23 protein-coding genes and 1 tRNA gene are annotated in these 24,700 nt (G+C 64.3%); 15 read left to right on the top strand and 9 right to left on the bottom strand.

Features of this window, described 5'->3' with window-relative positions; genetic code table 11:
- Window positions 1–4: 4 nt before the first annotated feature.
- The gene (locus AC5Y4H_RS12515; RefSeq protein WP_499982014.1) at window positions 5–283 is read right to left on the bottom strand and encodes a WGxxGxxG family protein; all 279 of its coding nucleotides are present in this window, start codon (window positions 281–283) and stop codon (window positions 5–7) included.
- Window positions 284–597: 314 nt separating this feature from the next.
- On the opposite strand from AC5Y4H_RS12515, the gene AC5Y4H_RS12510 reads away from it, so the two are divergent.
- Genes AC5Y4H_RS12510 through AC5Y4H_RS12500 form a run of 3 tightly spaced genes read left to right on the top strand, consistent with a single transcriptional unit; the run spans window position 598 to window position 2,581 of the window.
- Window positions 598–1,518, top strand: a complete 921-nt coding sequence (locus tag AC5Y4H_RS12510; RefSeq protein WP_499982012.1) for an HpcH/HpaI aldolase/citrate lyase family protein — start codon at window positions 598–600, stop codon at window positions 1,516–1,518.
- Window positions 1,519–1,557: 39 nt separating this feature from the next.
- A complete protein-coding gene (locus tag AC5Y4H_RS12505; protein WP_499982010.1) occupies window positions 1,558–1,914 on the top strand; it encodes a DUF488 domain-containing protein in 357 nt (118 codons plus the stop codon).
- Window positions 1,915–1,954: 40 nt separating this feature from the next.
- Window positions 1,955–2,581 carry a GNAT family N-acetyltransferase gene (locus tag AC5Y4H_RS12500; RefSeq protein ID WP_499982006.1) on the top strand — a complete coding sequence of 209 codons (627 nt, stop codon included), beginning with the start codon at window positions 1,955–1,957 and terminating at the stop codon, window positions 2,579–2,581.
- Window positions 2,582–2,597: 16 nt separating this feature from the next.
- Here AC5Y4H_RS12500 and crcB (AC5Y4H_RS12495) read toward each other — a convergent pair whose 3' ends face one another.
- Together crcB (AC5Y4H_RS12495) and crcB (AC5Y4H_RS12490) are read right to left on the bottom strand one after the other, a co-directional pair.
- The gene (gene crcB / locus AC5Y4H_RS12495; protein ID WP_499982004.1) at window positions 2,598–2,975 is read right to left on the bottom strand and encodes a fluoride efflux transporter CrcB; all 378 of its coding nucleotides are present in this window, start codon (window positions 2,973–2,975) and stop codon (window positions 2,598–2,600) included.
- A complete protein-coding gene (gene crcB / locus AC5Y4H_RS12490; protein ID WP_499982000.1) occupies window positions 2,972–3,370 on the bottom strand; it encodes a fluoride efflux transporter CrcB in 399 nt (132 codons plus the stop codon). Before crcB (AC5Y4H_RS12490) ends, crcB (AC5Y4H_RS12495) begins: the two co-directional genes overlap by 4 nt.
- 101 nt (window positions 3,371–3,471) lie before the next feature.
- Here crcB (AC5Y4H_RS12490) and pgm point away from each other — a divergent pair, with 101 nt between their 5' ends.
- The 4 genes from pgm (at window position 3,472) to AC5Y4H_RS12470 (ending at window position 7,921) form a co-directional block, all read left to right on the top strand.
- Complete coding sequence (gene pgm / locus AC5Y4H_RS12485; RefSeq protein ID WP_499981998.1) at window positions 3,472–5,103, top strand: phosphoglucomutase (alpha-D-glucose-1,6-bisphosphate-dependent); 1,632 nt, start codon at window positions 3,472–3,474, stop codon at window positions 5,101–5,103.
- A 53-nt stretch (window positions 5,104–5,156) separates the two neighbouring features.
- Window positions 5,157–6,377, top strand: a complete 1,221-nt coding sequence (locus AC5Y4H_RS12480; RefSeq protein WP_499982053.1) for an MFS transporter — start codon at window positions 5,157–5,159, stop codon at window positions 6,375–6,377.
- 43 nt (window positions 6,378–6,420) lie between these two features.
- Window positions 6,421–6,493, top strand: a tRNA-Ala gene (locus tag AC5Y4H_RS12475).
- A gap of 270 nt (window positions 6,494–6,763) precedes the next feature.
- Window positions 6,764–7,921: a hypothetical protein gene (locus AC5Y4H_RS12470; RefSeq protein WP_499981996.1), complete on the top strand. Its 1,158-nt coding sequence runs from the start codon at window positions 6,764–6,766 to the stop codon at window positions 7,919–7,921.
- 20 nt (window positions 7,922–7,941) lie between these two features.
- Here AC5Y4H_RS12470 and AC5Y4H_RS12465 read toward each other — a convergent pair whose 3' ends face one another.
- Window positions 7,942–9,126, bottom strand: a complete 1,185-nt coding sequence (locus tag AC5Y4H_RS12465) for a tyrosine-type recombinase/integrase (protein ID WP_499981994.1) — start codon at window positions 9,124–9,126, stop codon at window positions 7,942–7,944.
- Window positions 9,123–9,815 carry a hypothetical protein gene (locus AC5Y4H_RS12460; protein ID WP_499981991.1) on the bottom strand — a complete coding sequence of 231 codons (693 nt, stop codon included), beginning with the start codon at window positions 9,813–9,815 and terminating at the stop codon, window positions 9,123–9,125. The genes AC5Y4H_RS12465 and AC5Y4H_RS12460 overlap by 4 nt, the downstream gene beginning before the upstream one ends.
- A 53-nt stretch (window positions 9,816–9,868) precedes the next feature.
- Between AC5Y4H_RS12460 and AC5Y4H_RS12455 the strand changes: the two genes are divergently transcribed.
- Complete coding sequence (locus tag AC5Y4H_RS12455; RefSeq protein WP_499981988.1) at window positions 9,869–10,090, top strand: helix-turn-helix transcriptional regulator; 222 nt, start codon at window positions 9,869–9,871, stop codon at window positions 10,088–10,090.
- Between the two features lies 1 nt (window position 10,091).
- Window positions 10,092–10,817 carry a hypothetical protein gene (locus tag AC5Y4H_RS12450; RefSeq protein WP_499981986.1) on the top strand — a complete coding sequence of 242 codons (726 nt, stop codon included), beginning with the start codon at window positions 10,092–10,094 and terminating at the stop codon, window positions 10,815–10,817.
- A gap of 54 nt (window positions 10,818–10,871) precedes the next feature.
- Here the strand turns inward: AC5Y4H_RS12450 and AC5Y4H_RS12445 are convergent, their stop codons facing one another.
- Window positions 10,872–11,846 carry a hypothetical protein gene (locus AC5Y4H_RS12445; protein WP_499981984.1) on the bottom strand — a complete coding sequence of 325 codons (975 nt, stop codon included), beginning with the start codon at window positions 11,844–11,846 and terminating at the stop codon, window positions 10,872–10,874.
- A gap of 7 nt (window positions 11,847–11,853) precedes the next feature.
- Here AC5Y4H_RS12445 and AC5Y4H_RS12440 point away from each other — a divergent pair, with 7 nt between their 5' ends.
- The 5 genes from AC5Y4H_RS12440 to AC5Y4H_RS12420 all read left to right on the top strand — a co-directional run bounded on the left by AC5Y4H_RS12440 (window position 11,854) and on the right by AC5Y4H_RS12420 (window position 18,917).
- Complete coding sequence (locus tag AC5Y4H_RS12440) at window positions 11,854–12,468, top strand: hypothetical protein (RefSeq protein ID WP_499981980.1); 615 nt, start codon at window positions 11,854–11,856, stop codon at window positions 12,466–12,468.
- A gap of 392 nt (window positions 12,469–12,860) precedes the next feature.
- Complete coding sequence (locus AC5Y4H_RS12435; RefSeq protein WP_499981977.1) at window positions 12,861–13,145, top strand: hypothetical protein; 285 nt, start codon at window positions 12,861–12,863, stop codon at window positions 13,143–13,145.
- Between the two features lie 50 nt (window positions 13,146–13,195).
- Window positions 13,196–13,795, top strand: a complete 600-nt coding sequence (locus AC5Y4H_RS12430; protein ID WP_499981974.1) for a hypothetical protein — start codon at window positions 13,196–13,198, stop codon at window positions 13,793–13,795.
- A gap of 251 nt (window positions 13,796–14,046) precedes the next feature.
- Window positions 14,047–16,344: a site-specific DNA-methyltransferase gene (locus AC5Y4H_RS12425; RefSeq protein WP_499981972.1), complete on the top strand. Its 2,298-nt coding sequence runs from the start codon at window positions 14,047–14,049 to the stop codon at window positions 16,342–16,344.
- Window positions 16,341–18,917, top strand: coding sequence for a DEAD/DEAH box helicase (locus AC5Y4H_RS12420; protein ID WP_499981971.1), 2,577 nt, complete (start codon window positions 16,341–16,343; stop codon window positions 18,915–18,917). Before AC5Y4H_RS12425 ends, AC5Y4H_RS12420 begins: the two co-directional genes overlap by 4 nt.
- An 88-nt stretch (window positions 18,918–19,005) precedes the next feature.
- Here the strand turns inward: AC5Y4H_RS12420 and AC5Y4H_RS12415 are convergent, their stop codons facing one another.
- From AC5Y4H_RS12415 to AC5Y4H_RS12405, 3 genes are all read right to left on the bottom strand, one after another.
- On the bottom strand, window positions 19,006–19,848 hold the full coding sequence (locus AC5Y4H_RS12415) for a DUF4062 domain-containing protein (RefSeq protein ID WP_499981968.1): 843 nt from the start codon (window positions 19,846–19,848) through the stop codon (window positions 19,006–19,008).
- A gap of 15 nt (window positions 19,849–19,863) precedes the next feature.
- Window positions 19,864–20,817, bottom strand: a complete 954-nt coding sequence (locus AC5Y4H_RS12410) for a hypothetical protein (RefSeq protein WP_499981967.1) — start codon at window positions 20,815–20,817, stop codon at window positions 19,864–19,866.
- Between the two features lie 964 nt (window positions 20,818–21,781).
- A complete protein-coding gene (locus AC5Y4H_RS12405) occupies window positions 21,782–23,002 on the bottom strand; it encodes an alpha/beta hydrolase (protein WP_499981966.1) in 1,221 nt (406 codons plus the stop codon).
- Between the two features lie 171 nt (window positions 23,003–23,173).
- On the opposite strand from AC5Y4H_RS12405, the gene AC5Y4H_RS12400 reads away from it, so the two are divergent.
- On the top strand, window positions 23,174–24,610 hold the full coding sequence (locus tag AC5Y4H_RS12400) for a WS/DGAT/MGAT family O-acyltransferase (protein ID WP_499981964.1): 1,437 nt from the start codon (window positions 23,174–23,176) through the stop codon (window positions 24,608–24,610).
- The last annotated feature ends 90 nt before the right edge of the window (window positions 24,611–24,700 follow it).

Here is a 24,700-nt window from a genome sequence, read left to right as displayed (position 1 = left end):
GGGGTTAAACGCCGCGCTCCCGAGTGGCTGCCGGTCCGACTCCGGTGCCGGCGACGTGGTCCTTGCGACGCATGAGTCCGGCAAGTCCGCCCAGCCCCAGGAGGCCAACGAGGCCCCACAGCCCGTTGTTGTCGCTGTGCTGGTCGTTGTTGTTGCCGTTGTTGTCCGCCAATGTCGTTGTGGTGGACGACGCGGGTGCGCTTGGCGTGGCGGCATTTGCGACACCTGCCCCACCGAACAACAATGCTCCGCTGGCTGAAACGATTGCTATGGCCTTACGCATATCTACTCCTCGTGGGTTTTCCCGGTCGAGCCCAGAAACGGGTGATCGAGACGCATTCGGGACCAGGTTGCTCTAGCCTCCGCGGGATCCGACGCACGACCGATGGCCGTAACGCGGCGAGGGGTGTTCTACCCTCGCCGACCACCGCGGAAACTCGTCGACGGGGCCCGTTTCGTTTACCGGCTATCCCGGCTCCGGCAGGTTCTTGTGCAGAAACGAGGGTGGCACGACCGTCCGGCGTAAGTTCTCGCCTGGTCGGGCTACGGTAAAGGAGCCCAGGACCGCAACCACGAGAAGGCCATAGATCAGCTGACATGTACGAACAGCTCAACAGCACCGCCGCCGAGCCCGAAGACATCGGCTCTCGCATCGACCCGGTACTCGCCCGGAGTTGGCTCCTGGTCAACGGCACGCACGCCGATCGGTTCCAATCGGCGGTGAACTCGCGCGCTGACATCGTCGTTTTCGATATCGAGGATGCGGTCGCGCCCAAGGACAAGAACGCGGCCCGCGACAACGTTGTGGGCTGGCTGGGTGCCGGCAACGCCGACTGGGTCCGCGTCAACGGTTTCGGCACCCCCTGGTGGGCGGACGACCTGGCCGCCCTGGCCACCACGCCGGTCGGCGGGGTGATGCTGGCGATGGTCGAATCGGTCGACCACGTGACAGAGACCGCAAAGCGGCTGCCCGATGTGCCGATCGTGGCTCTGGTCGAGACCGCCCGAGGCCTGGAGCGCATCACCGAGATTGCCGCGACGAAGGGAACCTTCCGGCTCGCGTTCGGGATCGGCGACTTTCGTCGCGACACCGGTTTCGGCGACGACCCGGCCACCTTGGCCTACACGCGATCACGCTTCACCATCGCCTCCAAGGCCGCCGATCTGCCCAGCGCCATCGACGGGCCGACCATCGGCTCCAATCCGCTGAAGCTGATCGAAGCCACGGCGGTGTCGACCCAATTCGGGATGACCGGCAAGATCTGCCTGACACCCGACCAATGCGCGGTGGTCAACGAGGGGTTGTCGCCCTCGCAGGACGAAATATCCTGGGCGAAAGAGTTTTTCGTCGAGTTTGAGCGTGACGGGGGAGAGATCCGCAACGGCTCCGATCTGCCCCGCATCGCCCGCGCCACCAAGATTTTGGAGCTGGCCCGCGCCTACGGCATCGAGGCGTTGGACATCGACGAGGAAGAGCGCGATCACTCGCCCGCACCCTCGGACACCTATCACTACTGAGCGGATGGACGCCGCCGCGTACGCGGCTACCCTGGGCATGTGAGCGCCAAAGGCCGGGTCCAGGTGGCGCGGGTCTACGACGAGGTAGGCCCCGACGAGGGGCAGCGCGTGCTGGTCGATCGGGTGTGGCCGCGAGGAATGCGCAAGGACGACCCGCGGGTGGGCATCTGGTGCAAGGACGTCGCGCCGTCGAAGGACCTCCGCGAGTGGTACCGGCACGATCCGGAGCGGTTCGACGAATTCGCGTCACGCTACGAGACCGAACTGGGTGACAGTGCCGCGCTGAAAGACCTGCGCGAGCTCACCAAGCGGAAGACCGTGACGCTGGTGACAGCGACCCGTGCGCTGGACATCAGTCAGGCGGCGGTCCTTGCCAAGCTGCTCAAGCCCCGGTGAACCGGCTTAGACCGACAGCGTCGTAGGCTCGCCGGTTGACATGACTAACGCCGGACCCATCCTTCCGCGGGAACTGACCGACCTTCCCGAGGCGATTCGCAGCGTCCCACCGCCGCCCATCCCGGAACTGCCCGAGCCGTACGGCCTGCGCGTTGCCGACCCGGACGCCGACGCCGAGATGGTCTCGGAATGGATGAATCGCCCGCATCTTGTCGAGGCCTGGGAATCCAACTGGCCGACGGCGCGGTGGCATCGCTACCTCGAGGCCCAATTGGAGGGCGCCTTCTCTCGTCCGCTCATCGCCACCCTGGATGGGGTGGACCGTGGATACATCGAGTTATACAGAGCGGCAAAGGATTCCATCGCTCGCCGCTATGAGCACGACCCCAACGATCTGGGACTGCATGTCGCGGTCGCCGATTTGGATTACATCGAGCGCGGGCACGTCGGTTACCTGTTGCCGTATTTGGTGATCAGCATCTTCACCCGCGATCCGCGGTGTCGCCGCATCATGTTCGATCCCGATCATCGCAACGCGTTGGCGCGCAAGTTCTGTGAACGAGGCGGCTGCGCGTTTCTCGGCGAGCATGACATGTCGAATCGGCGGATGGCGCTGTATGTGCTGCCCCGAACTCCCGACGACGTCCCGCGCCAACGCGACGCCTGATGGGCCCGGATCCGTATCAAAGGCGCTGTGCGATCTGCTGTCCGATGAGCGCCGCCGCTTCACCGAGTAGGACGCTGATCACGATGTTGGCCAGCGCGGCGCGCAGCTGACGTTCCTCGCCGAGCCGCTGGGTCTCCAGCATCCAAGTGGAAAACGTGGTGTAGGCACCGACGAAGGCGGTGCCGGCCAGCAGGGCGGCCTCCTTATTCAGCGCCAGGCCGCCGAGGAAACCCAAAAGCGCTGCGCCGCTGATGTTCACGGCAAGCGTGCCAAACGGAAACGGCCGTGATAATCGGCGCGCCACCGTGCGGTCGATAACGAAACGCAGCACCGACCCGATGCCACCGATGAGAACGACGCCGACCCAGATCAGAGCCGTCGTCACCGCGGTCACCGGCGCACCCGTACTCGGCGCACCAACTTGGTGGCCAGGTGCACCGCCAGCAGTCCCAGCACGATGCTGGTGAGGCTGTAGCCGACGGCCAGCCCCCAATGGCCGTGCTCGATCATCCTCAGCGTCTCGACCTGCATCGTCGAGAAAGTGGTTAAACCGCCGCACAATCCGGTGCCGAGCAGGGGCCGCCGATAGCTCGACGTCGGCAACCGCTCCAGCAGCCGGGTGGTGAAGTAACCGACCAGGAATGCCCCGACGATGTTGACCGCGAACGTGGGCCATGGCCAGCTCGCCGGGTCAGCGCCGGCGAGCGTGCTCAACGCGGCACGGGCGAGCGAGCCGAGCGCCCCACCGGCAAACACCGCGGCCAATTCGCGATAGTCCCGTTGCGCCACTCGGTTGATCCCCTTCGTTCGCCGGTGCGCTACGCAGCGTATGGCCGCAGTCCAGATCGGCGCAGCCCGGGGGCACGCGCGGGCGGGCAGAATTGGTAACCATGGTGGCCAACCCTCGTGCCGGTCAGCCGGCCCAGCCCGAAGACCTCGTCGATCTGCCCCACCTGGTGACGGCGTATTACTCGATCCAGCCCGACCCCGGTGATGTGGCGCAGCAGGTCACTTTCGGCACGTCGGGGCACCGCGGGTCGGCACTCAATGGCGCATTCAACGAGGCTCACATCTTGGCGATCACCCAGGCCATCGTCGAGTACCGCGCCGCGCACGGCACGACGGGCCCGTTGTTCATCGGCCGGGACACCCACGGCCTGTCCGAGCCGGCCTGGGTGACTGCGCTGGAGGTGCTGGCCGCGAACGACGTCGTCGCCATGATCGACTCCCGCGGCCGGTATACGCCGACACCCGCGGTCAGCCACGCCATCCTGTCCTACAACCGCGACCGCACCGAGGCCCTGGCCGACGGAATCGTCGTGACGCCGTCGCATAACCCGCCCGCCGACGGCGGCTTCAAATACAACCCGCCCAACGGCGGCCCGGCCGACACCGACGCAACCAACGCAATCGCCAAGCGCGCCAACGAGATCCTGCGCGACAGGGCGGGGGTAAAACGCATTCCGCTGGCCCGCGCGCTGCAGACAGCGCAGCGCCACGATTACCTGCGCAACTACGTCGACGACCTGCCCAACGTCGTCGACATCGATGCGATCCGCACGGCCGGGGTGCGGATCGGCGCCGACCCGCTGGGCGGGGCCAGCGTCGACTATTGGGGCGAGATCGCCCAGCGGCATCGCCTGGATCTGACCGTGGTGAATCCGCTGGTCGACGCGACGTGGCGGTTCATGACGCTCGACCACGACGGCAAGATCCGCATGGATTGCAGCTCGCCGGACGCGATGGCGGGGCTCATCGCCAACCGCGACCGTTACCAGATCGCCACCGGAAACGACGCCGACTCCGACCGCCACGGCATCGTCACGCCCGACGGCGGGCTGCTCAACCCGAACCACTACCTCGCGGTGGCCATCGAATACCTGTACACCCAACGGCCGTCATGGCCCGGCGGCATCGCCGTCGGCAAGACCGCCGTCAGCTCGTCCATGATCGATCGGGTGGTCGCCGGCATCGGCCGCAAGCTGATCGAGGTGCCGGTCGGATTCAAGTGGTTCGTCGGCGGCCTGATCGGCGGAACCATCGGCTTCGGCGGTGAGGAGTCGGCCGGGGCGTCGTTCTTGCGGCGGGACGGCTCGGTGTGGACCACCGACAAGGACGGCATCATCCTGGCGCTGTTGGCTTCGGAGATTCTCGCGGTCACCGGATCGAGTCCGTCCCAGCGCTATCAGCGGCTGACCGCCGAGTACGGCACCCCGTTCTATGCGCGGGTCGACGCGCCCGCCGATCGCGACCAAAAGGCCCGGCTGTCGAAGCTCTCCCCCGATCAGGTGACCGCGACGGAATTGGCGGGGGAGCCGATCACGGCGAAGCTGACCGCCGCGCCGGGCAACGGCGCCCCGCTCGGCGGATTGAAGGTGACAACGGCCAATGCGTGGTTCGCCGCCCGCCCGTCGGGCACCGAGGACGTGTACAAGATTTACGCGGAATCCTTCAACGGGCCCGAGCATTTGGCGGAGGTGCAAGAAACCGCGCGCGAGGTAGTTAATAAAGTCATTGGGTGACCATTTCCCTCCGGCTTGCCCGCGCGGAGGGGCACGCGTTCCGTTCTAGCCGCCTGCCGCGCGAAGTCTGGATCCTGAGCTGGGCAAACATCATGGTGGCGCTGGGCTACGGGGTCATTTCGCCGGCGCTGCCGTCTTTTGCCCGCAGCTTCGGCGTCAGCATCAAGGCGGTGACTTTTTTGGTCACCGTCTTTTCGTTGAGCCGGCTGTGTTTTGCACCGATAAGCGGCCAGCTGGTCCAGCGCCTGGGGGAGCGGCGGATCTACATCGGCGGCATGCTCATCGTCGCGGTCTCCACCGCCGCGTGCGCGTTCTCCCAGGCCTACTGGCAACTGCTCGTTTTCCGCGTCATCAGCGGGATCGGGTCGACGATGTTCTACGTCTCGGCGCTCGGACTGATGATCCATATCAGCCCACCCGATGCGCGGGGACGGGTCGCGGGCCTGTTCATTACGTCGTTCATGGTGGGCGCGGTGGGTGGGCCCGCCGTCGGTGCCCTGGCGGCTGGATGGGGCCTGACGGCACCGTTCATCGTGTACGGCGTCGCCCTGCTGGGCGTGGCGGCGGTGTTGTTCTACAGCCTGCGGAATTCGACCCTGGCCGCGCCGGGGCCGCCGACACGATCGAAGGTGACGATGCGAGAGGCGCTGCGGTTCCGCGCCTATTGGTCGTCGCTGGGAGCCAACTTCGCGACCGGCTGGTCGGCGTTCGGCCTACGCGTCGCCCTGGTCCCGTTGTTCATCACCGACGTCATGGGCCGCGGCGTCGGCATCATCGGCATTGCGCTTGCGGCCTTCGCCGGAGGCAACGCGCTGGCGATGATCCCCAGTGGCTACCTGTCAGACCGGATGGGGCGGCGCACGTTGATGATCGTGGGCCTGGCGTTGTCCGGCGTGGCGACTGTCTTCCTCGGCGCCGCGTCGTCCTTGCCGGCGTTTCTGGTCGCCGCCATCGTGGTCGGCGCGGTGACCGGGATCTACATGTCGCCGATGCAGGCTGCGGTCGCCGACATCCTCGGCAGCGAGGCGCGTGCGGGCAGCCCGGTGGCGGCGGTACAGATGACGTCCGACTTGGGCGCGATCGTTGGCTCGATGACGCTCGGTTGGGTCGCCGAGCGGCTGAGCTACGGCTGGGGCTTCACCATCAGCGGGATAGTGCTGCTGATCGCCGCCGTCGGCTGGGTGGCGGCGCCGGAAACGCGGACGGTGCCCGACCCGGAGCCGGATCCACTCCCGTCTCCGCACACCGCGAACCTGCCTGAGCAGCAACTTTGAAGGACGGTTACCGGTGGTGTAGCTTCGATGGGCACGACTTCTCGGGGCTATGGCGCAGCTGGTAGCGCACCACACTGGCAGTGTGGGGGTCAGGGGTTCGAGTCCCCTTAGCTCCACTCGACATCGAGCCGCTCTGATCTCTTAGTCAGGGCGGTTCGGCCGTTTGCGGCTGCGTTCGCACTCGGGTGAAATGTCCTAACTCTGTCCTATCGCGCGTAAGACGAGCGACGTATTGATGGCAATCAGACGCAGCCGGCGAAGATCATCGCCAGAATCGGGCTGTGACGATCGGGCACTACGCTGGGGTTCCTCTCGAAGACACTGCTGACACGTGGCGTCACGGAGCTGTCTTCGTACTCCGGGGCACACCACGTATGGACGCTGATGTGACTCTCGACGGATGGACATCCACGGTCTCAAAGGACATGAAAGCGGTCATCGCCCGTGGCCCGGCTGCATCAACGAGCTACGACGATACGCATAGTGCGGCACTTCGAGCGGCCAATAATGCCCTCGACTACATGTGCGTGCGCGGATTGTGCGACGCGGCTATTCGCAATGATTCTGACGACTGCCTCGTATGGTGGCCTGACCCGGCGGGTGGCGTAACACTTCGTTCGAGGATGGTCTACACCACGAAAGCGACAATTTCTGCGACCGGGACGGTTACCGATGTCGATGGAAATGTCGTCCCGCCGCCACCGACCGCGGCGATCACCGCAGCGCAGCACGATGCCTTTCGATTCATCCGTATGTCACGCACATCGGAGTACCTGTTCGATTCCTACAGGAACATGTTCTTGGCCCTTGAGAGGTTGTTGAGCGATATCCGGCCACGGGCGACGCGCCCCGATGGGAGGCCCGCAGAGAGCGAAAAGGCCTGGTTCACAACTGCGCTACAACAAGCAGACGCGTTCGTGCCGGTTGCAAAGCTAGCTCCGCCTGGAGAGCAAAACCCGATCGACTGGGTGTACACCAATATGTACGGCGCTGAACGCTCCGGGTTGATGCACGCGAAACCAGGCCTCTATCACTTGCCGCAGGATGATGCGGGCCGCGCAGATCTTCGAAATTCGCTAAACACACTGTCGGAGTACGTCAGTGAGTTGGTGGCTGTCCGCCTCAACATTCGACGCAGCCGAAGCGGTATATATGCATCAGGCTGGCAGTACTTCGCAGCGCCATTCTTCGAACACATGCTGCTTGTCATCGCTGACAAAGAACTGCCGACGACCACGGCGTGGGACGACGAGACCATCGAGATGGTCCGCAGCAATTACGTCGTCGGCGAGCTAAAGCAGGGTGGGCCCCCGGTCACCGAAGAACTCATGCTAATAACGAAAACGGTCGCTGTGGAGGCCTCTCAGCTATCCGTGAGCGAGATACGCACCACTGCCGTGGCCGGGCCATTCCTTGGCGGCATGCTCATCGTCTCATCGGAACTTCCTGGCCCTATCAAGCTAGGCACGTCAGTATCGCAGTTCGAGGTGGTCGTTGGCCTCCGCAACCTGAATGTCGCTGACATGCCGCAATTCTCCGCCTAGGCGTGGCGTCGGGGCGGCCCTCATTCTGCGGCGTGAGCTGCGGCGGAGAACACGGCCGACGCGGCGTTGAGACGGTCGTCCGTTACGCGCCCGTAGACCGCCTGCGTCATCCGCTCGGTGTGGCCGTGCCAGGCGGCGACCACATCGGCGGCTATGCCCGCCGCGCGCATCCGCGAGATGTTCGAGTGCCGCAGCTTCCCGAGCGTGATCGCCTTGAGCCCCGCCGCCTTTCGTTGCGCGGCGAACTCGCGGCTGTAGTCGCGCACCGGCAGCGGCGTGCCGTCGGCCCGCGACAGCAACAAGTCACCGTCGGCCAGCGGTCGGCCCACCGCTAGGCGCTCGCGAAGGTGGACTGCCCGCATCGCCTTGATCATCGACAGCTCGCGCGGCGGCAGCGGGAGGTCGCGGGCGCTGCGGTCGGTCTTGGTCTGCAAGATCATGTCGCGCCCGTTGACGTCGACCCGCGCCCGCCGGATGCGCAGCGCGCCCGTCTCCAGGCCTATGTCCGACCACCGCAGCCCACCGACCTCCTCACGGCGCAGCCCGAGCAGCGTGAGCGCGAAGCACCCGCCGAGTCGGTGCGCGGCAACGTGGTCGAGAAACGCGCCCATCTGCTTCGGTGTCCAGATGTCGTCGGCGGCGGTGGCGGTGACCGCCTTCTGCTCCGGTGAGTCGAGGTCCGCCGACGGGTCATAGGTCAGCCAGCGCATCCGCTTCGCGTGCGCCATCACCGACTTGAGCCGGACGATCGCGCGGCGCTTCGTGGCCGGTGCCAGCGCCTTGCCGCCCTTGCCGGTGAGTGAGGCTGACCAGTCCGCCAGCGCGGCGGGGGTGAGCCTCTGCACAGGCACCGCGCCGAACGCCCGGCGGGCATAGGCCAGCGATTCCCGGTCAGCGCGAACGGTGTTCGGCCCGATGGACGGGTCGGCTTCACGCAGCTTCAGCCAATGGTCGGCGACCTCATCGAATGTCTGGCGCGACTTGGGAGCCCATGTCGCCGATGCCCAATGCTGGCGCTGCTCGGTCACCCAGTCCTGTGCCGCCTTTTTGGTGGCGAACACTTTGGTGGGCCGGACCTGCTTGCCGGTCACGGGGTCGGTGCCCAGCGTGGGACGGGCACGCCAACCCTTGCCGTCCGGTAGGCGCTTGATCGAGCTATCGGTGCGCTCGCCGCGCTGCCGGGCCTGCGTGTCGTCGGTGCTCATCGGTCGGTCTCCTGGTCGGTCGTGGTGGAAGTGCGTGGCTCGCGCGGGCGGCGAAGTTCGTCGGGTTTGAGCAGGCCGGCGCGCTTGCACCGCTTTATCCACCCTTTGACCGTCTCATCGGACACGTCACGCCCGAGCGCGTCGGCGGCACGGTCGGCGACGCGGCGATACACACCGCCCCCGAGCACGCTTTCCGCGCGTGCCCAGGCCGCGACTTGCGCTAGGAACTCGGGGGACAGTGAGGGGCGACCAACTCGGTTCGCGCTTGATCTCGGCCGTGCGGCACCTGGCGGGGCGTGCTTGGCCATCGCGTCGATAACGCCGTCGGTGAAACGAAAACGTTCGATCCAATCGTGACCCTCGGTTGTGCCGGTCGCCGCGTCAAGCGTCTGACGTAGTTTCCTTGCGGCGTCGGCGGATTCGTCGGTGTCGTGCAGCGCCGCCGTGCGCGCCAGCCTGTCGGTGTTGATCCGCTTGAGGCTGTCCGAGGTGATCGGCACACCCTCGGGCGAGGACACGCGCAGGTCGGTAATCACCGCGCCCTCGGCGGTGTCGCGCCACGCAATCTCGTAGGTGTGCGCGTGATCGTGGCATGTAATCGTCACCGGACGCTCGGCGTCGGCGTTCACCTCAACCCCGACCACCTCGCCCGCCCGGCGCGGTGCGTAATTCCGATTGGTCCCGCCCATAGTTTCTAACCCTAGACGAGACATCACAAAGGTGCAAAATAGACACCATGTCAATGACCACAACTGCCCCGGTCCTGCACACACTGGACGAATTGCGCAGTGGGCCACCGACTCTCAGCATCACGCAGGCCGCGCAGTATCTAGGCGTGAGCCGCGCCTACGGCTACGCGATGGCCCGCGAGGGGCGGCTGCCGACGATCAAGCTCGGGGAGCGCCGCGTGCGGGTGCCCGCGCTGGCGCTGCTCAAAATGCTCGGCGGCGGCGAGGACGCTTGATATGGCGACACCCTTTACGGTCGTGCCGAACCACGACGCCGAGGTACTGCCCGCGCCGCTGGCCGAGGCCGACGCCAAACGGCTGGACGACCGTATTCGCCGGATGGCCACGGCCACAGGGGAACACGCCGCCAAGCTGGCCGATCTGATTGCCGAGGCTAGACGCGGCCAGGTGCACCGGGCGCTCGGCTTCACAAGCTGGCCCGCCTACTTGGCCGACCGCCTTGCGCCCCTGTCCGCTGCGCTGACTGGCGAAGTCCGCCGCGAGGTGGTCGCCCTGATGGCCGGTGAGGGCATGTCGCAGCGGGCCATCGCGGCGGTGACCGGCGCGTCGCAATCGACCGTCTCGCGCCATATCTCAGGTGATTCATCTGAATCACCTGATGACGGGGACGCTGGCGACGGCGTGCCCGAGCCGTCCCAGGCGACCGTCACCGGCCTTGACGGCAAGACGTACGCCAAGCGCAGGGCCGATCACGCCGTGCAACCGCTCAATGGGACGTTCCGGCGGCGATGGAACGCCAGCCGCGAGGCCGTGATCAAGCTGTGCAAGATCGCCGACTCGGACAGGTTCGACCCCGCCAGCCTCGGCGAGGACGCCGATGCGATCCGGTCGCAGATCGATGCCGCGATCTCGGCCCTGACCCACGTTCGCGCGCGGCTCGAAACCCATGGGGTCGGCGAGATGACTTTGACCTTGCCCGAACCTACAGCGCCGCCCGGCTGATCGACCCGAAACATGCGTGCGCCCCGCCAGATTCACCAGTCCGAGCGGGGCGACTTACCGAGATGAGAGGCAGCCCGACCGGTGACCGCCAAAGCTCACACTACCGCGATTAACAGCAGTCCTTTTGCGAAGGAACCCGCCGCAATCAAGCGTGCGAAGGCCGATCGGGCTCGCGACGACCACGACCAGCGAGCCGCTGACCAATATCGAGCGCGTGACGCGGCGACCACCTCCGACTGCGCGACAGCGGCAGCGGATGCGATGGCCGACCTGCGCCGGGTGATGGCCGACAACGCCGACACCCTGACATCGAGCGGCGTCCTGGGCCACGTCGCACGGTTCGCCGACGCACGCAGCGCTGAGCGGTACGCGACCACGTTCGGGGTGCTCATGCGCACGGTGCTGGCCGTGCCGCCCCAGGTGGTCCTGCCGCCGATCATCGGCGGCGAGGTATCGCTGAACATGCTGCTCACGGTCGTCGGCGGCAGCGGTGCCGGTAAGGGCACCGCCGACAAGACCGCCGCCGCAGCCGTGCGCCTGTCGGTCGGCGGTCACCGCACGATGCCGTCGCTGCCCATGCTGCCGGTCGGCACAGGTGAGGGAATCAACCGGACCTACGCGCACGCCGAGCGCGACAAGCTCGGCAGCGGTCAGGTGGCGCTGCGCTGGCACACCGACCGCGCCCTGTTCGGCTGCCGCGACATCGCTACGTTCGACGCTCTGACGGCACGCCAGGGCTCGACGTTGGTCCCCGAGCTGCTCAAGGCGTACATGGGTGAGGAGCTGGGTTTCGCCAACGCCGAGAAAGATCGGCGTGTCATCCTGCCGATGCACACCTACCGGCTGTGTCTGTCGGCGGGCGTGCAGCCCGATAACGGCATGGTGCTGCTCAACGACCAGGCGCAGCGTGACGGGGTGCCGCAGCGGTTCATCTGGACCCCCGTCCGGCCCGGTGTCGCCCGACCGCGACGACGCGCTGACGCTACGCCGGTCGATCCGCTGACCGTCGCCGGTGCCCGACTTCGGCATCGACCCGATGACGTTCGATGTCGGCGACGACGACGCCGACGTTTACGAATCCGCTGCGCGGCCACTGGTGCCCATCGGGGTCGCGTCGTCCATCGCTCAGCAGATCATCGACGCCGACGCGGCCAAGGACGCCGACCCGTTCGGGCGGAGCGCCGACCCGCTGGCCGGTCACCGCCTGCTCGCTCAGCTCAAGGTCGCCGCCGCGCTCGCGGTGTTGCACAACCGGACCTACGTCGGTTCCGAGGACTGGCAGCGGGCCGAACGGCTGATCGAGGTTTCGTCGGCGGTGGCCCGCGTCGTCGGCGCCGAGTCCGGCTCGGCTGCTGAGCGTGACGCGGTGCGACAGGGACAGATCGATGGGCACCGGCTGGCCGCTGCCGACGATGCCCGGCACGCCGCCGCGCTGCACACCGTGATGAACCGCGTCACCCGATACCTCGGCGAGCAAACCACTTGGGTCTCGCAGGGTGCGGTGACCCGTTCGGTAACGGGGAAGATGCGCCGTGACCTCCCCGACGCGCTGCTGGCGCTGCTCGGTAACGGCACCATCGAGCGCCGCAAGGTCGAACGCGCTGCTCAAAACGTTATCGAGTACCGGATAAAGGCGCCTGACCGTGGGTGAGGGGTTGGCACCCTTGGCACCAGGATTGGCACCGCCGGCGCTGACGTTTGCCCAGCTCGCAGGGGGCTTGGCACCCTTGGCACACCTTGGCACCCCTGGCGCGAAACCTCGCTACCTGAGAGTGCTGTACGAAGTCGCCCGATTCACTTCTCTAGCTAACTGTCTGACGACAGTTGAGAGGCTGCGGGGGAGTGCGACAGGGTGCCAAGGGTGCCAAGCCCCGACTGACCTGTGGTTATTGGGTGCCTACCCCCGGTGCCAAGGGGCGCCAACCCCTAAGCAAGGCGGTGCGGCGATGACGTAGACGGCCCTGACGCCGCCGGAGCAGCGTCACCGACCCACAGCTCACCAGTCGCGACCCATGACGGACCAAACCAATCGAGGAGACTGAGATGACCATCTACGCCGAGACCACCGAACCGACCGATGACCCGATCGACGCCGCGATCCTGGCTGCGCTTACCGACGCGGGCGGCGAGGATCTGCACCCCTGGGCTGTGATCAGGCGGCGGGTGCCCGGCTCGCTCGACTGCAAAACCGAGCGGCTGATCGCGCTGTACCACATAGGCCGCGTGTACCTGATGAAGATCGCCGGTCGCAACTACGTCGGCCTAGGTGACGCCGACGACATGCGCCTGGCTGCTGCCAACAATGCCCGCGTGCCGCTGGTGCTCTGACTATCCCGGTGTCCGATCAATGGCCGTCCGAACCGAACGGAGACACACCGATGACCAATAACGCCGTGCGCCAGCCCGACGAGCGTCAGCGAGCCATGCGGGCGGTCGAGCTACGGGTGCAGGGACAGACCTATGCTCAGATCGCCGAGGCGCTCGACTACAGCGACGAAAGCGGCGCACGACATGCCGTATCGCGCCTGCTCGCGCGCCGCGAGGCCGAGTCAATTGACGAATTGCGGGCGGTGCACTCTGCGCGCCTTGAGAGCGTGCTGTCTAGCTTCTGGCCCGCCGCGACGTCCGCTGACACCGACGCCGCGCGCATCGTGCTACGCACTCTCGACAGCCTGGCCAAGCTTTACGGCCTCGATCCGCCGGCCCGCGTCGCGGTGGGGGCGAGGATCACCGATAACGTCGAGTTCGCGAACGAGGCCGCGAGACTCATTGAGCGGATTGCCTCGCTCGGCGGCACCGATGACCTGTTGCGGTCACTGCCTGGCGGCGCGGGCCATCAGGTGATCGCCGAGCGCGAGCGGGCGACCTTGCCGGTCGGTGATGTCGCAGCGCAACCTGCTTCCTTCAGCGCCGCGGCGCTCCATTACGACGACGAACCGTGGTCTAACATCGGCGGGCCGGATCCCGAGTCAGCATGACCTAGTCAAGATCGGCGCGCGGGGCGACGCCGCGACACTCCCAGGTTCTGACCAATTGGTGAGGCAAGATGCCAGGCAGCAACCTAAACGGCAGTTCACTGCGCGGCGCCAAGCTAGGGTTTTGAACGGACCTTCATCCGACTGCCGGCCGACGGGGGGTACACCGCAATCCGTGATTCATCGCCGTCAGAATTCTGACGTGGAGCGACGGGTCGGCAACCGGCAAGAGAGCAGGACGAGGGATTAAGTAGATGGCAACAGAAGACGCGACGTCTCCGGACGGCGTCGTAGTAAATGACGGCCACCAGTCCACCAACGCGATCGACATGGACATCGCCGCTATCGAAGACCCGCAGCTTCGCCGCCGGATCGCAGCAGCCTTCGAGCGTCTTCGCGGTCGCGCTGAGTACGGACTAGTTTTCGAGAAACATAAGCCGGAATCCGTTGTCTTGCATGGTCAGCCGATCCGCGAAGACCGGTACGCCACGCTGCGCGCTGCACCAGGACCGAAGAATGCGTTTCGCGTCCTCGCGACCGACGAGGATAAGGCGACCCTGCAACCTGTCGACGAGCACTTCCGAGCTGACGGCGAAATTATCGCCGAATCTGTCGAAAGTCTCGTGCCGATCGCTCGATTCGGAGACCCGATCTTCCCCGGGATGGTGCCTGCGGGTGAGGTGCTGGGAGCGGTTGACGAGGACGGCAGCCCGACCAAGCCGTTCCACATAGTGATCAACGGCGAGAACTTCCATGCACTCGAGACTCTGCTCTACGCGTACGAGGGTCAGGTCGACGCGATCTATATCGACCCGCCGTACAACTCGGGTGCGAAAGACTGGAAGTACAACAACGACTACGTCGACCGGGACGACATCTATCGGCATTCGCTGTGGTTGTCATTCATGGAGAAGCGCCTAAAACTCGCGCGGCGTCTCCTGGCTCCGGATGACTCGGTTCTCATCGTCACCATCGACGAGAAGGAATTCCTGCGTCTCGGGCTGCTCCTAGAACAAATCTTCACAGGCTGTCCCATCGCGATGGTGACAAGTGTCATCAGTGCCAAGGGCGCGGCCCGTCAGCGCAGCTTCTCGCGCGTTGAAGAGCACATTTTCTACGTACTGATCGGCAACGCAGCGATCGTGCACGGGGCGAGCAACATGCTGCCGGGTTACTCAGTAACCGATGATGAGGAGAAGCCCGAAGACGAGCAGGAAGCCGAAGACGAGGTCCAGCAGGAGGCTCCACCAGAACCAATTGAGTGGCTGGGGCTCCGTCGGCGAGAACCGTCAAGCAAGCGTGGCGCACGACCTAATCAGTTCTACGGAATATTTGTCGACGAGGAGACCGGCCACCTGCATTCGGTTGGTGAGGCGCTCGACGACGACGTAGATCGCCACAAGGTGGAAGTGCCGAAGGGGACAGTTGCGATCTGGCCGCTCGACTCCAAGAAACGCGAGACGCTGTGGGGCCTGACCCCAGACCAGCTCCGAGCCAACTGGGCGAAGGGGTACGCCCGCGTCTACAACTGGAAACCCGCCGAAAAGAAGGGCAATGTCCAGTACCTGCCGACAGGAACTATCGAGAAGATCGAGAGCGGGCAGGTCACGATCACTGGGTACGCGGACGATGGACACGTCCAGGGGTACTTGACAAAAGATTCCGAGACCACAGTCCGCCCGAAGCGGGTCTGGCACCAAAAGTCTCACAACGCCGAAACCGGCGGAACGAATGTGCTCGGAAGAATGCTTCCTGGCCGGCGCTTCGACTACAGCAAGTCCCTATACGCCGTTGAAGACACAATCCGCTTCGCCGTTGGAAATAAGCGGGACGCGCTCATCCTAGATTTTTTCTCTGGGTCAGGTACAACCACCCATGCAGTGATGCGGCTCAACAAGCAAGACAACGGCCGCCGTCGCTCAATCCTCGTCACGAACAACGAAGTGTCGGTAGGCGAACAGGCGTCGCTTGCCGCCAAGGGCCTCCATCCGGGAGACGAAAGCTGGGAAGCCCTCGGGATCTGCGAGTACATCACCAAGCCGCGTATCCGGGCGGCTATCACTGGACAGACGCCGGAGGGTGACGAGATCCAGGGGAAGTACCAGATTCGCGGCGCGGATGTGCCGGACCCATTCCCCATGAGGGACGGCTTCGAAGAGAACGCGCGCTTCTACGATCTCGCTTACCTGGATCCGGAGACCGTGGAGGCGAAGCAGTCCTTCGATCGAATCGCGCATCTGCTGTGGCTGATCGGTGGCGCTGAAGGCCCCGTGATCGAGAAAGAGTCACGCTGCGGCTGGGCGCTCCCCGCCGGTGCGACATACGGAGTTCTGTTCCGCAACAAGGGACGAGCTGCCTTCGCCGATGCGCTGAAAGCTCGTGCCGAGGCGGGCGACCCGCCCCGGCACGTGTTTATCGTCTCTGACTCGACCGATGAGTTTCACCGGAGCCTCGAGGAAACAGGGGCGGACCCGGCACACACGACGCGGCTGTACCGCCATTACTTGAAGAACTTCCGCGCAAACGTGATCGACCTGAAGGACGAACTGTGAAGGTCCCGCTGAAAAACTTCCAGAAGAAGGCTGTACGTCGTGTCCTGAGGGCGCTCGACGAGGCATACGGCAACTGGGCTGAGGACGACGACCACTCGGCCGTCATGCTCCATGCCCCGACGGGCTCAGGGAAGACCGTGATGGCGACTCAGGTGATCGAAGGACTCCTGGACGGCAGCAACGAAACTCAGGAACGCCCAGCCCTCCGGGTGCTCTGGCTGACCGATAGCCCGTCGCTGAACAGGCAGTCAGCGGACAAGATGGACCGATACGGCGATCATCTGTCGTATGGCAAGAATCTGATAGTCATCGATGATGCCTACGATGAGGAAGTCCTCGCCGCCGGCACAGTGACCTTCGCCCATATCCAACAACTGACGTCGTCAGCCTCGTCATGGTGGCCGAACGAGTCGAAGGGCAAGAAAAACGCACTGTGGCATGCAATCTCCAAAACGGTTCGCGATCACGGCGACGACTTTCTGCTCGTGATCGACGAAGCCCACAAGGGCATCGGCAAGGAGAAGTCGAACGGCGACCGCGACACCATCATTAAGACCTGCCTTGAAGGCGGCAAGAACCTCTACGACGGAGCCGCGCATCCGGCCGCTCCCGTTGCGCTCGTCATGACGGCGACACCTGAGAACTTCAAGAAGGCGATGGTGGCGTCCGACCGGCTAACGCCCGAGCACAAGGTCGATGTCCAAGAGGTCCAGGACGAAGGCCTGCTGAAGGCCCGGGTACGGGTGGAGTTCGCCGAGGAGAACCAAAAGGCGCACCACACGCTGCTGGAGTCGGGTACCGAGGACCTATTCCGGTCTCAGGGGTGGTGGAAAGAAGCTGAAGAAAGCGGCTTCCAGCACGTTTTGCCAGCGATGGTCGTTCAGGTTGAGAACTCAATCTCGAAGGCCGAGCTCGGCGAGCGGATGAAAACCATTGCCGACAAGTGGGCCGAACTGACCGGAGCCGCACTCCCTGAAAACGCATTCGCCCACGCCTTCGGCGACGACGGCAATATCAAGGCTGGCGACATGACGCTTAGGAAGGTCGCGGCCGAGCAGATCGAGGCGGATACATGGATTCGTGTCGTCTTTTTTAAGGAGGCGCTCACCACCGGCTGGGACTGTCCGCGCGCTGAAGTGATGGTGTCGCTGCGTCCTGCGAAGGATGCGACAACAATCGCGCAGCTCGTCGGCCGGATGATCCGTACGCCGGGTGCGACGCACGCACCTGACCCACGGCTGGAGAGTGTGATGCTCTATCTGCCGTACTACAGCCAGACCGAGGTGAAGAGGGTTGTCGACGAGATCGCCAAGGACACTGAAGGTGGTTCGGTGGTTGAGCTGGCTAGCGAGCCGACGGACCTAAACCCGGCAGTGTCTGCTGAGGCATTCAAGAAGATTAATGGACTGCCGAAGTACACCAAGCCCAAGCAGGACTACCCGGACGACGTCGAACGCGCGTCCGACCTGGCGGAACGGCTTGTCGACAAGAAGATCGTCAGCATCGAGGACGATGAGGACACTCCCGAAGATGTTCTTCGAGGTCTTCTGGTCGCCGAAATGCGACGAGTCGACGGTGCCAACAAAAAGCAAGTCGACCAGCGCGTGAAAGACCTTCTCGAGATCGACACCCATCGCCGTGATTTTCAGTATGCGGGAGCTGGCGGCGACGAGGACGGGGACGGCGACACCAGAAGCAAAGCCGTTCACTTCCGAGACCTTGACGGCTACTTCGAGGACGCAAAGCGCCGACTGCCCGGCGGCACCGGGTCTTGGTACTACGACGCGCTGATGTCCGACGGGGTGCCCGGGAAGAAGGCCAAGATGCGTGTCGCAGCCGTCGCGGAAATCGCCGACATCAAGAAGATGCTCAACGCGATCGCGGCCAGCAAGATCGAGGAGATGCAGAAGGACTACGAGGACCGCGTCGAGACCCTCGGGCTTGCCGAGCAGTTCAAGGCGATCTGGTTCCCGCCGACGAAACCAGTGGACGGAGAGTTGGTGCTGGTCAACCCTGGCCGGGTCGCCACTCAGAAGGCCCGCAAGAAGGGCACCGAGGTCGAGATCACTAACTACCCTCTCTTCGAGAAGCATGTGTGGGCGTTCGAGAGAGATGGCGACTGGCGGTATCCAGGAAGCGGCAATAGCTGGGAGGATGCCGCGCTCGAACTCGAGTTGGATCCGTCGCGGAATGTTGTCGGCTGGTATCGCAATCCTGGCTCCGGGAGGGCTGCCTTATCGGTCCCCTACTTCAAGGGCTCTGGTGCGAAGCGGCAGCTCAATCTCATGCATCCAGATTTCATCTTCGTGCGCGACATCGACGGTGAGCTGGTGGTCGACATCATCGACCCACACCTAGACCACGGTGATTCTCGCGACAAGTGGCAAGGGCTGGCCCGCTACGCGGCTGACCACTCCAACGTGATTCGGCGGGCAATCGCGGTGGTACGAATCGGCGAAACCGACTGGGGGCTCGACTTAGCCAAATCGTCGGTCCGCGAAGCACTGGAAGACACCAGTGAGCCGCTCGAGGACCTGTTCCAGCGCATGGGTCACAGGCGGATCCCTGGCTGACGCCTACCGTCGTTGGTTTAGCGTCCGCAACGGCGGCATGCCCAGGTCGATTCGCACGACGGGCGCGGCGGCGTAGCCGCAACGTAGATCACAATGCGACGATCTGAGTTTCCTCACGAGGTTCATCATCCTCTTGCCAGTGCATCGTCACCTTCAACTGCGGCGGGCTCTGCCCAAACACCATCATTGGCCAATCCACCTGCGAGTCGGGTAGCAGGTCGATCGGCTCGCGCTCGTACATGAGATGTACGGGTTCGTCGTCTCCCATGTCGCCCCAACTGGCAGGCCAGACACCGGCAATGTCGAACCAAAACTGTTGGGCAGTAACGCTGTTACTTCTATTCTCGACTACCAACGAGTCGCCAGCACGCCTCGCCCGTGGGCGAGCGCGCTCCGCCGCATCTCGGCGTATACCGGTTTGGCCCAGGCCCATCTGAGCGAGGTCACCTTCGATGGCGCTGCGCACCTTATAGGCCAGGTCGGCTGGGCTGTCGTACTCACCCAACAGCCCCTGACTCTCGAGCCCGGCTCGGAATTCGTTGAGTGCGGCCACCTGGCGCAAGTCCGCCGAGCGGCTTATTGGTTCGTTGGAGAACCAGACGTGGACATGTTTGCCCGCATCGATCGCGCGTTGAATCTCCTCTGCTGTGCCAGAAACGGCGTCCGCGGTTGCCTGCCCGAGGCGGCTATCGAACAGCGCGATGACGATGTCGGCACCATCTACTAACTGCTCGTTGATCACCCCCTGACCGCTGCCGACACCGACACGGGGGATGGCATCTGACCTCCAATGACGGGGCAGGAGAATCACTTCGGCTGACTCGGCCCTGTCGCCATTCCAACCGTGAAGAGCCTGTTTGACCGCGTCCACCTCCTCGGCGGTGTCTCCTGGCGAGGAGATCAACACCTTGAGTACGTGCGCGTCGAACATCGCATGCTCTCCTAGCTACTCGGGCATCGGCAATACGCGTGGCGGTGAATCGTCGGCAAGCACCTGAGCTACTGCCTCGCGGCCGGCGCGGCTATGTGCAGATTCGCCCAATCCAGTTCCGATCCGGTGCTCATCTGTTTCGCCGGTGTCGCTCAGGTCGATCTGCCGGGGTAGCGCAGGCGTGGCAGGCGCGCCCGTGACGAGAGTCGGGATGAGGATGTCCGCGACGAAATCGTGAATCTGGGACAGCTCCGATCCCGGGCCTACCCACACTTGGCCGTCCGGACGTTGGACGAATACCGCCGTCCGTGATTCGACCTCCACCGGATTGCCTTCTCGCACGCCGCTGGAGACGACGTCGCCGACCTGGACCTCTCGCCATTGCAGGTTCTGCGCCGTGAACGGTCGGTCATCCCGGGTCACGACTGCACGCCAGATAGCGGGCCGGATGATGCGGTGTTTGTCCTCGTTCGAATAGCCCTGGAGCAACAACAACGGATGTACCCCGTTGAGATCGGACACGCCCATTACCGTGGCGAGCTCAATGGGTAGCGAGGTCACCACGGCTGGGCTGCGGTAAGGCTGCAAGCTTTCAATCCGCGAATGGAGGTCGGTATTCGAGCCCAACTCCGGCACCTGCCGTGACGTTCGATTCGTCCAGTCGGCTAGATCGCTGGCCGACTGGACGATCGGCATCTTGACTTTTACCGCTTGCCCCGGCGGCAACGCCGATCCGCGCGCCTGCTCGACCAGATAGAAGACCACATTGTCAATCGCCGCCCGCAGATGGTTGACGGCTTCGCTGATGAGCATGGGGATCGCAGGCGGGATGGGTCGGATCGCTGATACGACCAGAGAAAGCAGGCCGTCGTCCGTCCGCACTTGATCGAAGTCGAGCGCGCGGCGCGACCATTCGAGACACAGCATCGCAAGTTCGTGTTGGAGTTCGTCGGCGCGAGCTAACCGCATTGCTACGGGGCTCAGTTCGGTGGGCAACCAATCTAGGGCCGAAGGAGTGTGTGTCACGGACGACCAGTCAACACCGTTTCCGCGCTGCCGCGCGAACACTTGTTCGGCGTGTCCTAGCGGTGTCCTAACACTCTCGATCACTGGCGAACACGCAGTAGACAGATCGGCACGAAGACGGTCCGCCGACTTGGACGAATCGGTGCAGAGTAGACGTGCCGACACAAGCCAGCACATACGGTTTCACCCTGGCAGTGTGGGGGTCAGGGGTTCGAGTCCCCTTAGCTCCACTTATTTCCGCAGGTCAGAGGCACTTTTTTAGAAAGCGCCTCGGTGCGCAGCGGCATGATTTCCGACAGCGCGCCACCGCGGTGCGCTTCTCAGCCATCCACGCCACTACCAGTGGCCGCTGTGGATGACCGTGGGAGCGCAGCGCGGTTGCTCGGCCCGCGGCGGGCTGTCCGGAGTGTTGCGGATTATGTGGTCGGGACAGCGGATGACCATATGGTTGTCGAGGAGAAGAGGATTGCAGCAACCTCGCCGCCGTTGACGCCATCAACACCGATCGCGTATCCGCAGGCCGCCGTGCGTGCTTTGACGTCGTTTCGCGTCGCGTAGTGCGGTCTTTCCGCAGGTCAAGGCGTTTCGGCAGTCGGGTTCGAGCCCCTACAGTTCCACTCAAAACCGCAGCTCAGAGCGATGTCGGAGATCTGTTCGGTCTGACGTCACATTAGGTCGGCTAACGCATGGCGGAAGGACGTCAGTTACTCGCGGCCTGTGTCAGACCCATTGCTCCCGGGTTGCGTCTAATCGCGCGGGATCGTTGGCGCTGGATTGCGCACGTGCCGAGCACATCTCAGGGCGCCGCGGAGTCCGTCGTGCAGCCGGGGCTCAGTCTCGAGGGGAAGACCCGTGTCTGTGGAGATTTACGCGCGGTTGGTGGCGTCGTGGGTGACAATCCGTTGCTCTAGATGGTCGTGCCTGCTTCGGCAGCCGATCGATCCTGGTGGATCTGACGTAGAAATCGTCCGATAGCGGCGACAACTGCACTAGTACGTGCTCCGTCGACCAGATCGAAACCGTGACCGACGCCTGGCAACTCGACATAACCCACGGGCGCCGCGGACACAGATCGCAACGTGTGGACGAATGTGCGCGCCTCGTCGACAGGAATGAGGCTGTCACGGCTTCCGTGGACAACGAGAAAGGGTGGCGCGGCTTCGTGGATCCGATCCACCGGCGATGCCGCGCCAAACACCTCGGGGTGGCGAGCCTGTGAGCGCTTGACGACTACACGCTCGAGGAATTCCATGAATCGTGCGCGCTGCACAGTGGAACGGTCCTGCCAGTCGTAGAGGCCGTACAGACTGACGACTGCATCGACGGATGTGTCGGCGTCAGCGGGTAGTTCGGTTTGCCACTGCGGGTCGTTGGCGGTGAGTCCAGCCAGCGTTGCCAGGTGGCCGCCAGCCGAACATCCCGCGGCGACAATGAAATTGGGGTCTCCACCGAATTCGGCGACGTTGGCGCGCGCCCACGCGATCGCGGCTTTCACATCGGTCATCTGACGCGGCCAGCGATGTTGCGGGCTGGTCCGGTATTCGAGACACAAACAGACCCAGCCTCTTCTGACCAGATGGGCCATCAGCGCATGGCCCTGCAGTGTCCGGCTTCCGAATACCCACGCGCCGCCTGGAATGTAGACGAGCACCGGAGCGGGAGCGTCCGGGTGTTCCTGGCTTCGCCATACGTCGAGTAGCTGGCTGGGGTGATCTCCGTAGTGCACAGATGACCGATACACGTAGCGGCGCTGCCCGGACGCCTTCCACAGGGGGGCCCGCTGCGGATGTGACGGCCACGGATGTGCAAGGTCGTCGGCGCTCACGATGCCCTGCAACGCCTCCGTCAGTACCGTCGGCGTCAAGGCGAGTTGTTGACGTCGGAGTTGGTAGCCGCCCGGGTCGAACCGCGCGCTGGCCATAGCCGACACGATGCCGGGAAGATATGTCCTGCCGCAGACGCCGAGGGCTGCCATGCCGCTGATCGGCTGAATATGCCGCCCGATCACCGGAGTCGACGCGGATACGGCGCTCAGCGCAATCAAATAATCGCCAGGCTTTGCTCGAATCATCCACCGGAGGTAGGACTGGACGGTGCGAACTGCCTGTCCAGCGTCGACTCGAGACATCGCTGCAGCGTACGCGCGAGGGAGTCTGCTGCCTACGGTATCGGCCAGGCCGTAATAAGGTTTGCTTCTCCGTGCTGGTCAGGGTCTTTCTGAGGACGCGACGCGTGATCCTTTACAGCTGCGACGACGCCTTGCGTGTGGCTTGGGGAACCGCGGGGAACCATCTACGAAATGGAGCAGTTGAGCTGGACCGACGACATGATGTTGCGCGCCGAAAGGCCGGAGACTCCGATGCAGATCCAGATGCTGCTGATCTATGACCAGTCGACGGCGCCCGACGGCAAGGTCACCTTCAAGCGCACTCTCGAAGAGATCGATGCCCGGCTGCATTTGGCGCCGACGTTCCGTCGGCGGCTGACCGACTTACCCGGCAGCCTGCACATGCCGTACTGGGTTGATGATCCCAACTTCGATCTCGAGTACCACGTGCGTCACATCGCTTTGCCCCAGCCGGGGGACTGGCGTCAGCTGTGCATACAGATCGCGCGCATTCATGGACGTCAGCTCGATCTCCGCCGGCCACCGTGGGAGATGACCGTGATCGAGGGATTGAATTCCATCCCAGGCGTGCCGAAAGGATCGTTCGCGATCTCACTCAAGCTGCACCACTGTGTCGTCGACGGGATGGAAAGCGTCGAGCTGATGGCCGCCATGCATGACCTCGCGCACGACAGCGAGCGTCCCGGAACACCGGAAAAGCCGTGGAATCCCGGCGCTCTGCCTTCGACGGCAGACCTCGTCGCGCGGACAACGATCAACGGTGTGCTCCACCCGCTGCGTGCGGGCAAGGTCCTGATTCCCAGCGCTCTTGGCGCGCTGCGTCACGTCGCGGAGTTGCCAGGCAAGATTGCCGGCGGACTAGCGGCCACGCTGGCCCCAGGGTCGGGCTCGTTCTTTGCGCCGAGCACGCGATTCAACGGCGCGGCCACACCACACCGCGTGTTTGACGCACGCTTTCACGAACTGGCCGATTTCAAGCGGATCAAGGCATGCGTGCCGAACGCGACCATCAACGACGTAGCCCTTGCCTACGTCGGAGGTGCGCTTCGGCACTATCTGGATAGCCACGGAGAGTTGCCCGACGAAACTCTCGTTGCCGCATGCCCGGCTTCGATTCGGTCCAGCAGCGAAACCGGTAGCGGCGGCAATCGACTGTTCGGCCGGCTCCACGCGCTCGAAACCGCGATCGCCGACCCGCTCGAACGACTGACGGCGATCGTCGACGACACCTCCGCGTGTCGCGACACCGCCGATTCCTCGAGCAGCGCCCGGTTGATGGACCTAGTGGGCACGGTGCCCACCACGCTGATCGGACTCACGGTGAAAGCCGCTAGCGCAGTGTCCTTTTCGGGCCCTGCGATCGCAAACACCACAGTGAGCAACGTGCCAGGCCCGACCGATCCGATCTACTTCGCGGGCGCTCGCCTTCTGCGGGTGACCGGGCTGGGCCCACTGATCGGCGGAATGAATCTCTTTCACATTGTGGCCAGCTACAACGGAACGGTTTCCATCGGTGTGACAGCGGATCGCAGTGCGCTGCCCGATCCGGGCCACTATGCCGACTGCATGCAGAGCGCCTTCGAGGAGATGCTTAGCGCCGCAAGATGATCAGCATAGATGGCGCCTATGCAGGGATGTTGCCCGACCCGCGGCGGTCGAATCCGCAGGACACGCGAAATTCGGTCCGAGCAGCCTGAT

It is taken from the genome of Mycobacterium sp. NGS58 (assembly GCF_059812385.1).
The sequence above is the reverse complement of the archived record's forward strand: the minus strand, read 5'-3'. Positions and strand labels throughout refer to the sequence as shown.

Bases quoted from the DNA above. Each gene is read 5' to 3' on its own strand.
- AC5Y4H_RS12515 (WP_499982014.1), bottom strand. From the start codon at position 283: ATGCGTAAGGCCATAGCAATCGTTTCAGCCAGCGGAGCATTGTTGTTC.
- AC5Y4H_RS12510 (WP_499982012.1), top strand. From the start codon at position 598: ATGTACGAACAGCTCAACAGCACCGCCGCCGAGCCCGAAGACATCGGC.
- AC5Y4H_RS12500 (WP_499982006.1), top strand. From the start codon at position 1,955: ATGACTAACGCCGGACCCATCCTTCCGCGGGAACTGACCGACCTTCCC.
- pgm (WP_499981998.1), top strand. From the start codon at position 3,472: ATGGTGGCCAACCCTCGTGCCGGTCAGCCGGCCCAGCCCGAAGACCTC.
- AC5Y4H_RS12465 (WP_499981994.1), bottom strand. From the start codon at position 9,126: ATGAGCACCGACGACACGCAGGCCCGGCAGCGCGGCGAGCGCACCGAT.
- AC5Y4H_RS12460 (WP_499981991.1), bottom strand. From the start codon at position 9,815: ATGGGCGGGACCAATCGGAATTACGCACCGCGCCGGGCGGGCGAGGTG.
- AC5Y4H_RS12455 (WP_499981988.1), top strand. From the start codon at position 9,869: ATGACCACAACTGCCCCGGTCCTGCACACACTGGACGAATTGCGCAGT.
- AC5Y4H_RS12450 (WP_499981986.1), top strand. From the start codon at position 10,092: ATGGCGACACCCTTTACGGTCGTGCCGAACCACGACGCCGAGGTACTG.
- AC5Y4H_RS12445 (WP_499981984.1), bottom strand. From the start codon at position 11,846: ATGCCGAAGTCGGGCACCGGCGACGGTCAGCGGATCGACCGGCGTAGC.
- AC5Y4H_RS12440 (WP_499981980.1), top strand. From the start codon at position 11,854: ATGACGTTCGATGTCGGCGACGACGACGCCGACGTTTACGAATCCGCT.
- AC5Y4H_RS12435 (WP_499981977.1), top strand. From the start codon at position 12,861: ATGACCATCTACGCCGAGACCACCGAACCGACCGATGACCCGATCGAC.
- AC5Y4H_RS12430 (WP_499981974.1), top strand. From the start codon at position 13,196: ATGACCAATAACGCCGTGCGCCAGCCCGACGAGCGTCAGCGAGCCATG.
- AC5Y4H_RS12425 (WP_499981972.1), top strand. From the start codon at position 14,047: ATGGCAACAGAAGACGCGACGTCTCCGGACGGCGTCGTAGTAAATGAC.
- AC5Y4H_RS12415 (WP_499981968.1), bottom strand. From the start codon at position 19,848: ATGTTCGACGCGCACGTACTCAAGGTGTTGATCTCCTCGCCAGGAGAC.
- AC5Y4H_RS12410 (WP_499981967.1), bottom strand. From the start codon at position 20,817: ATGCGGTTAGCTCGCGCCGACGAACTCCAACACGAACTTGCGATGCTG.
- AC5Y4H_RS12405 (WP_499981966.1), bottom strand. From the start codon at position 23,002: ATGTCTCGAGTCGACGCTGGACAGGCAGTTCGCACCGTCCAGTCCTAC.
- AC5Y4H_RS12400 (WP_499981964.1), top strand. From the start codon at position 23,174: ATGGAGCAGTTGAGCTGGACCGACGACATGATGTTGCGCGCCGAAAGG.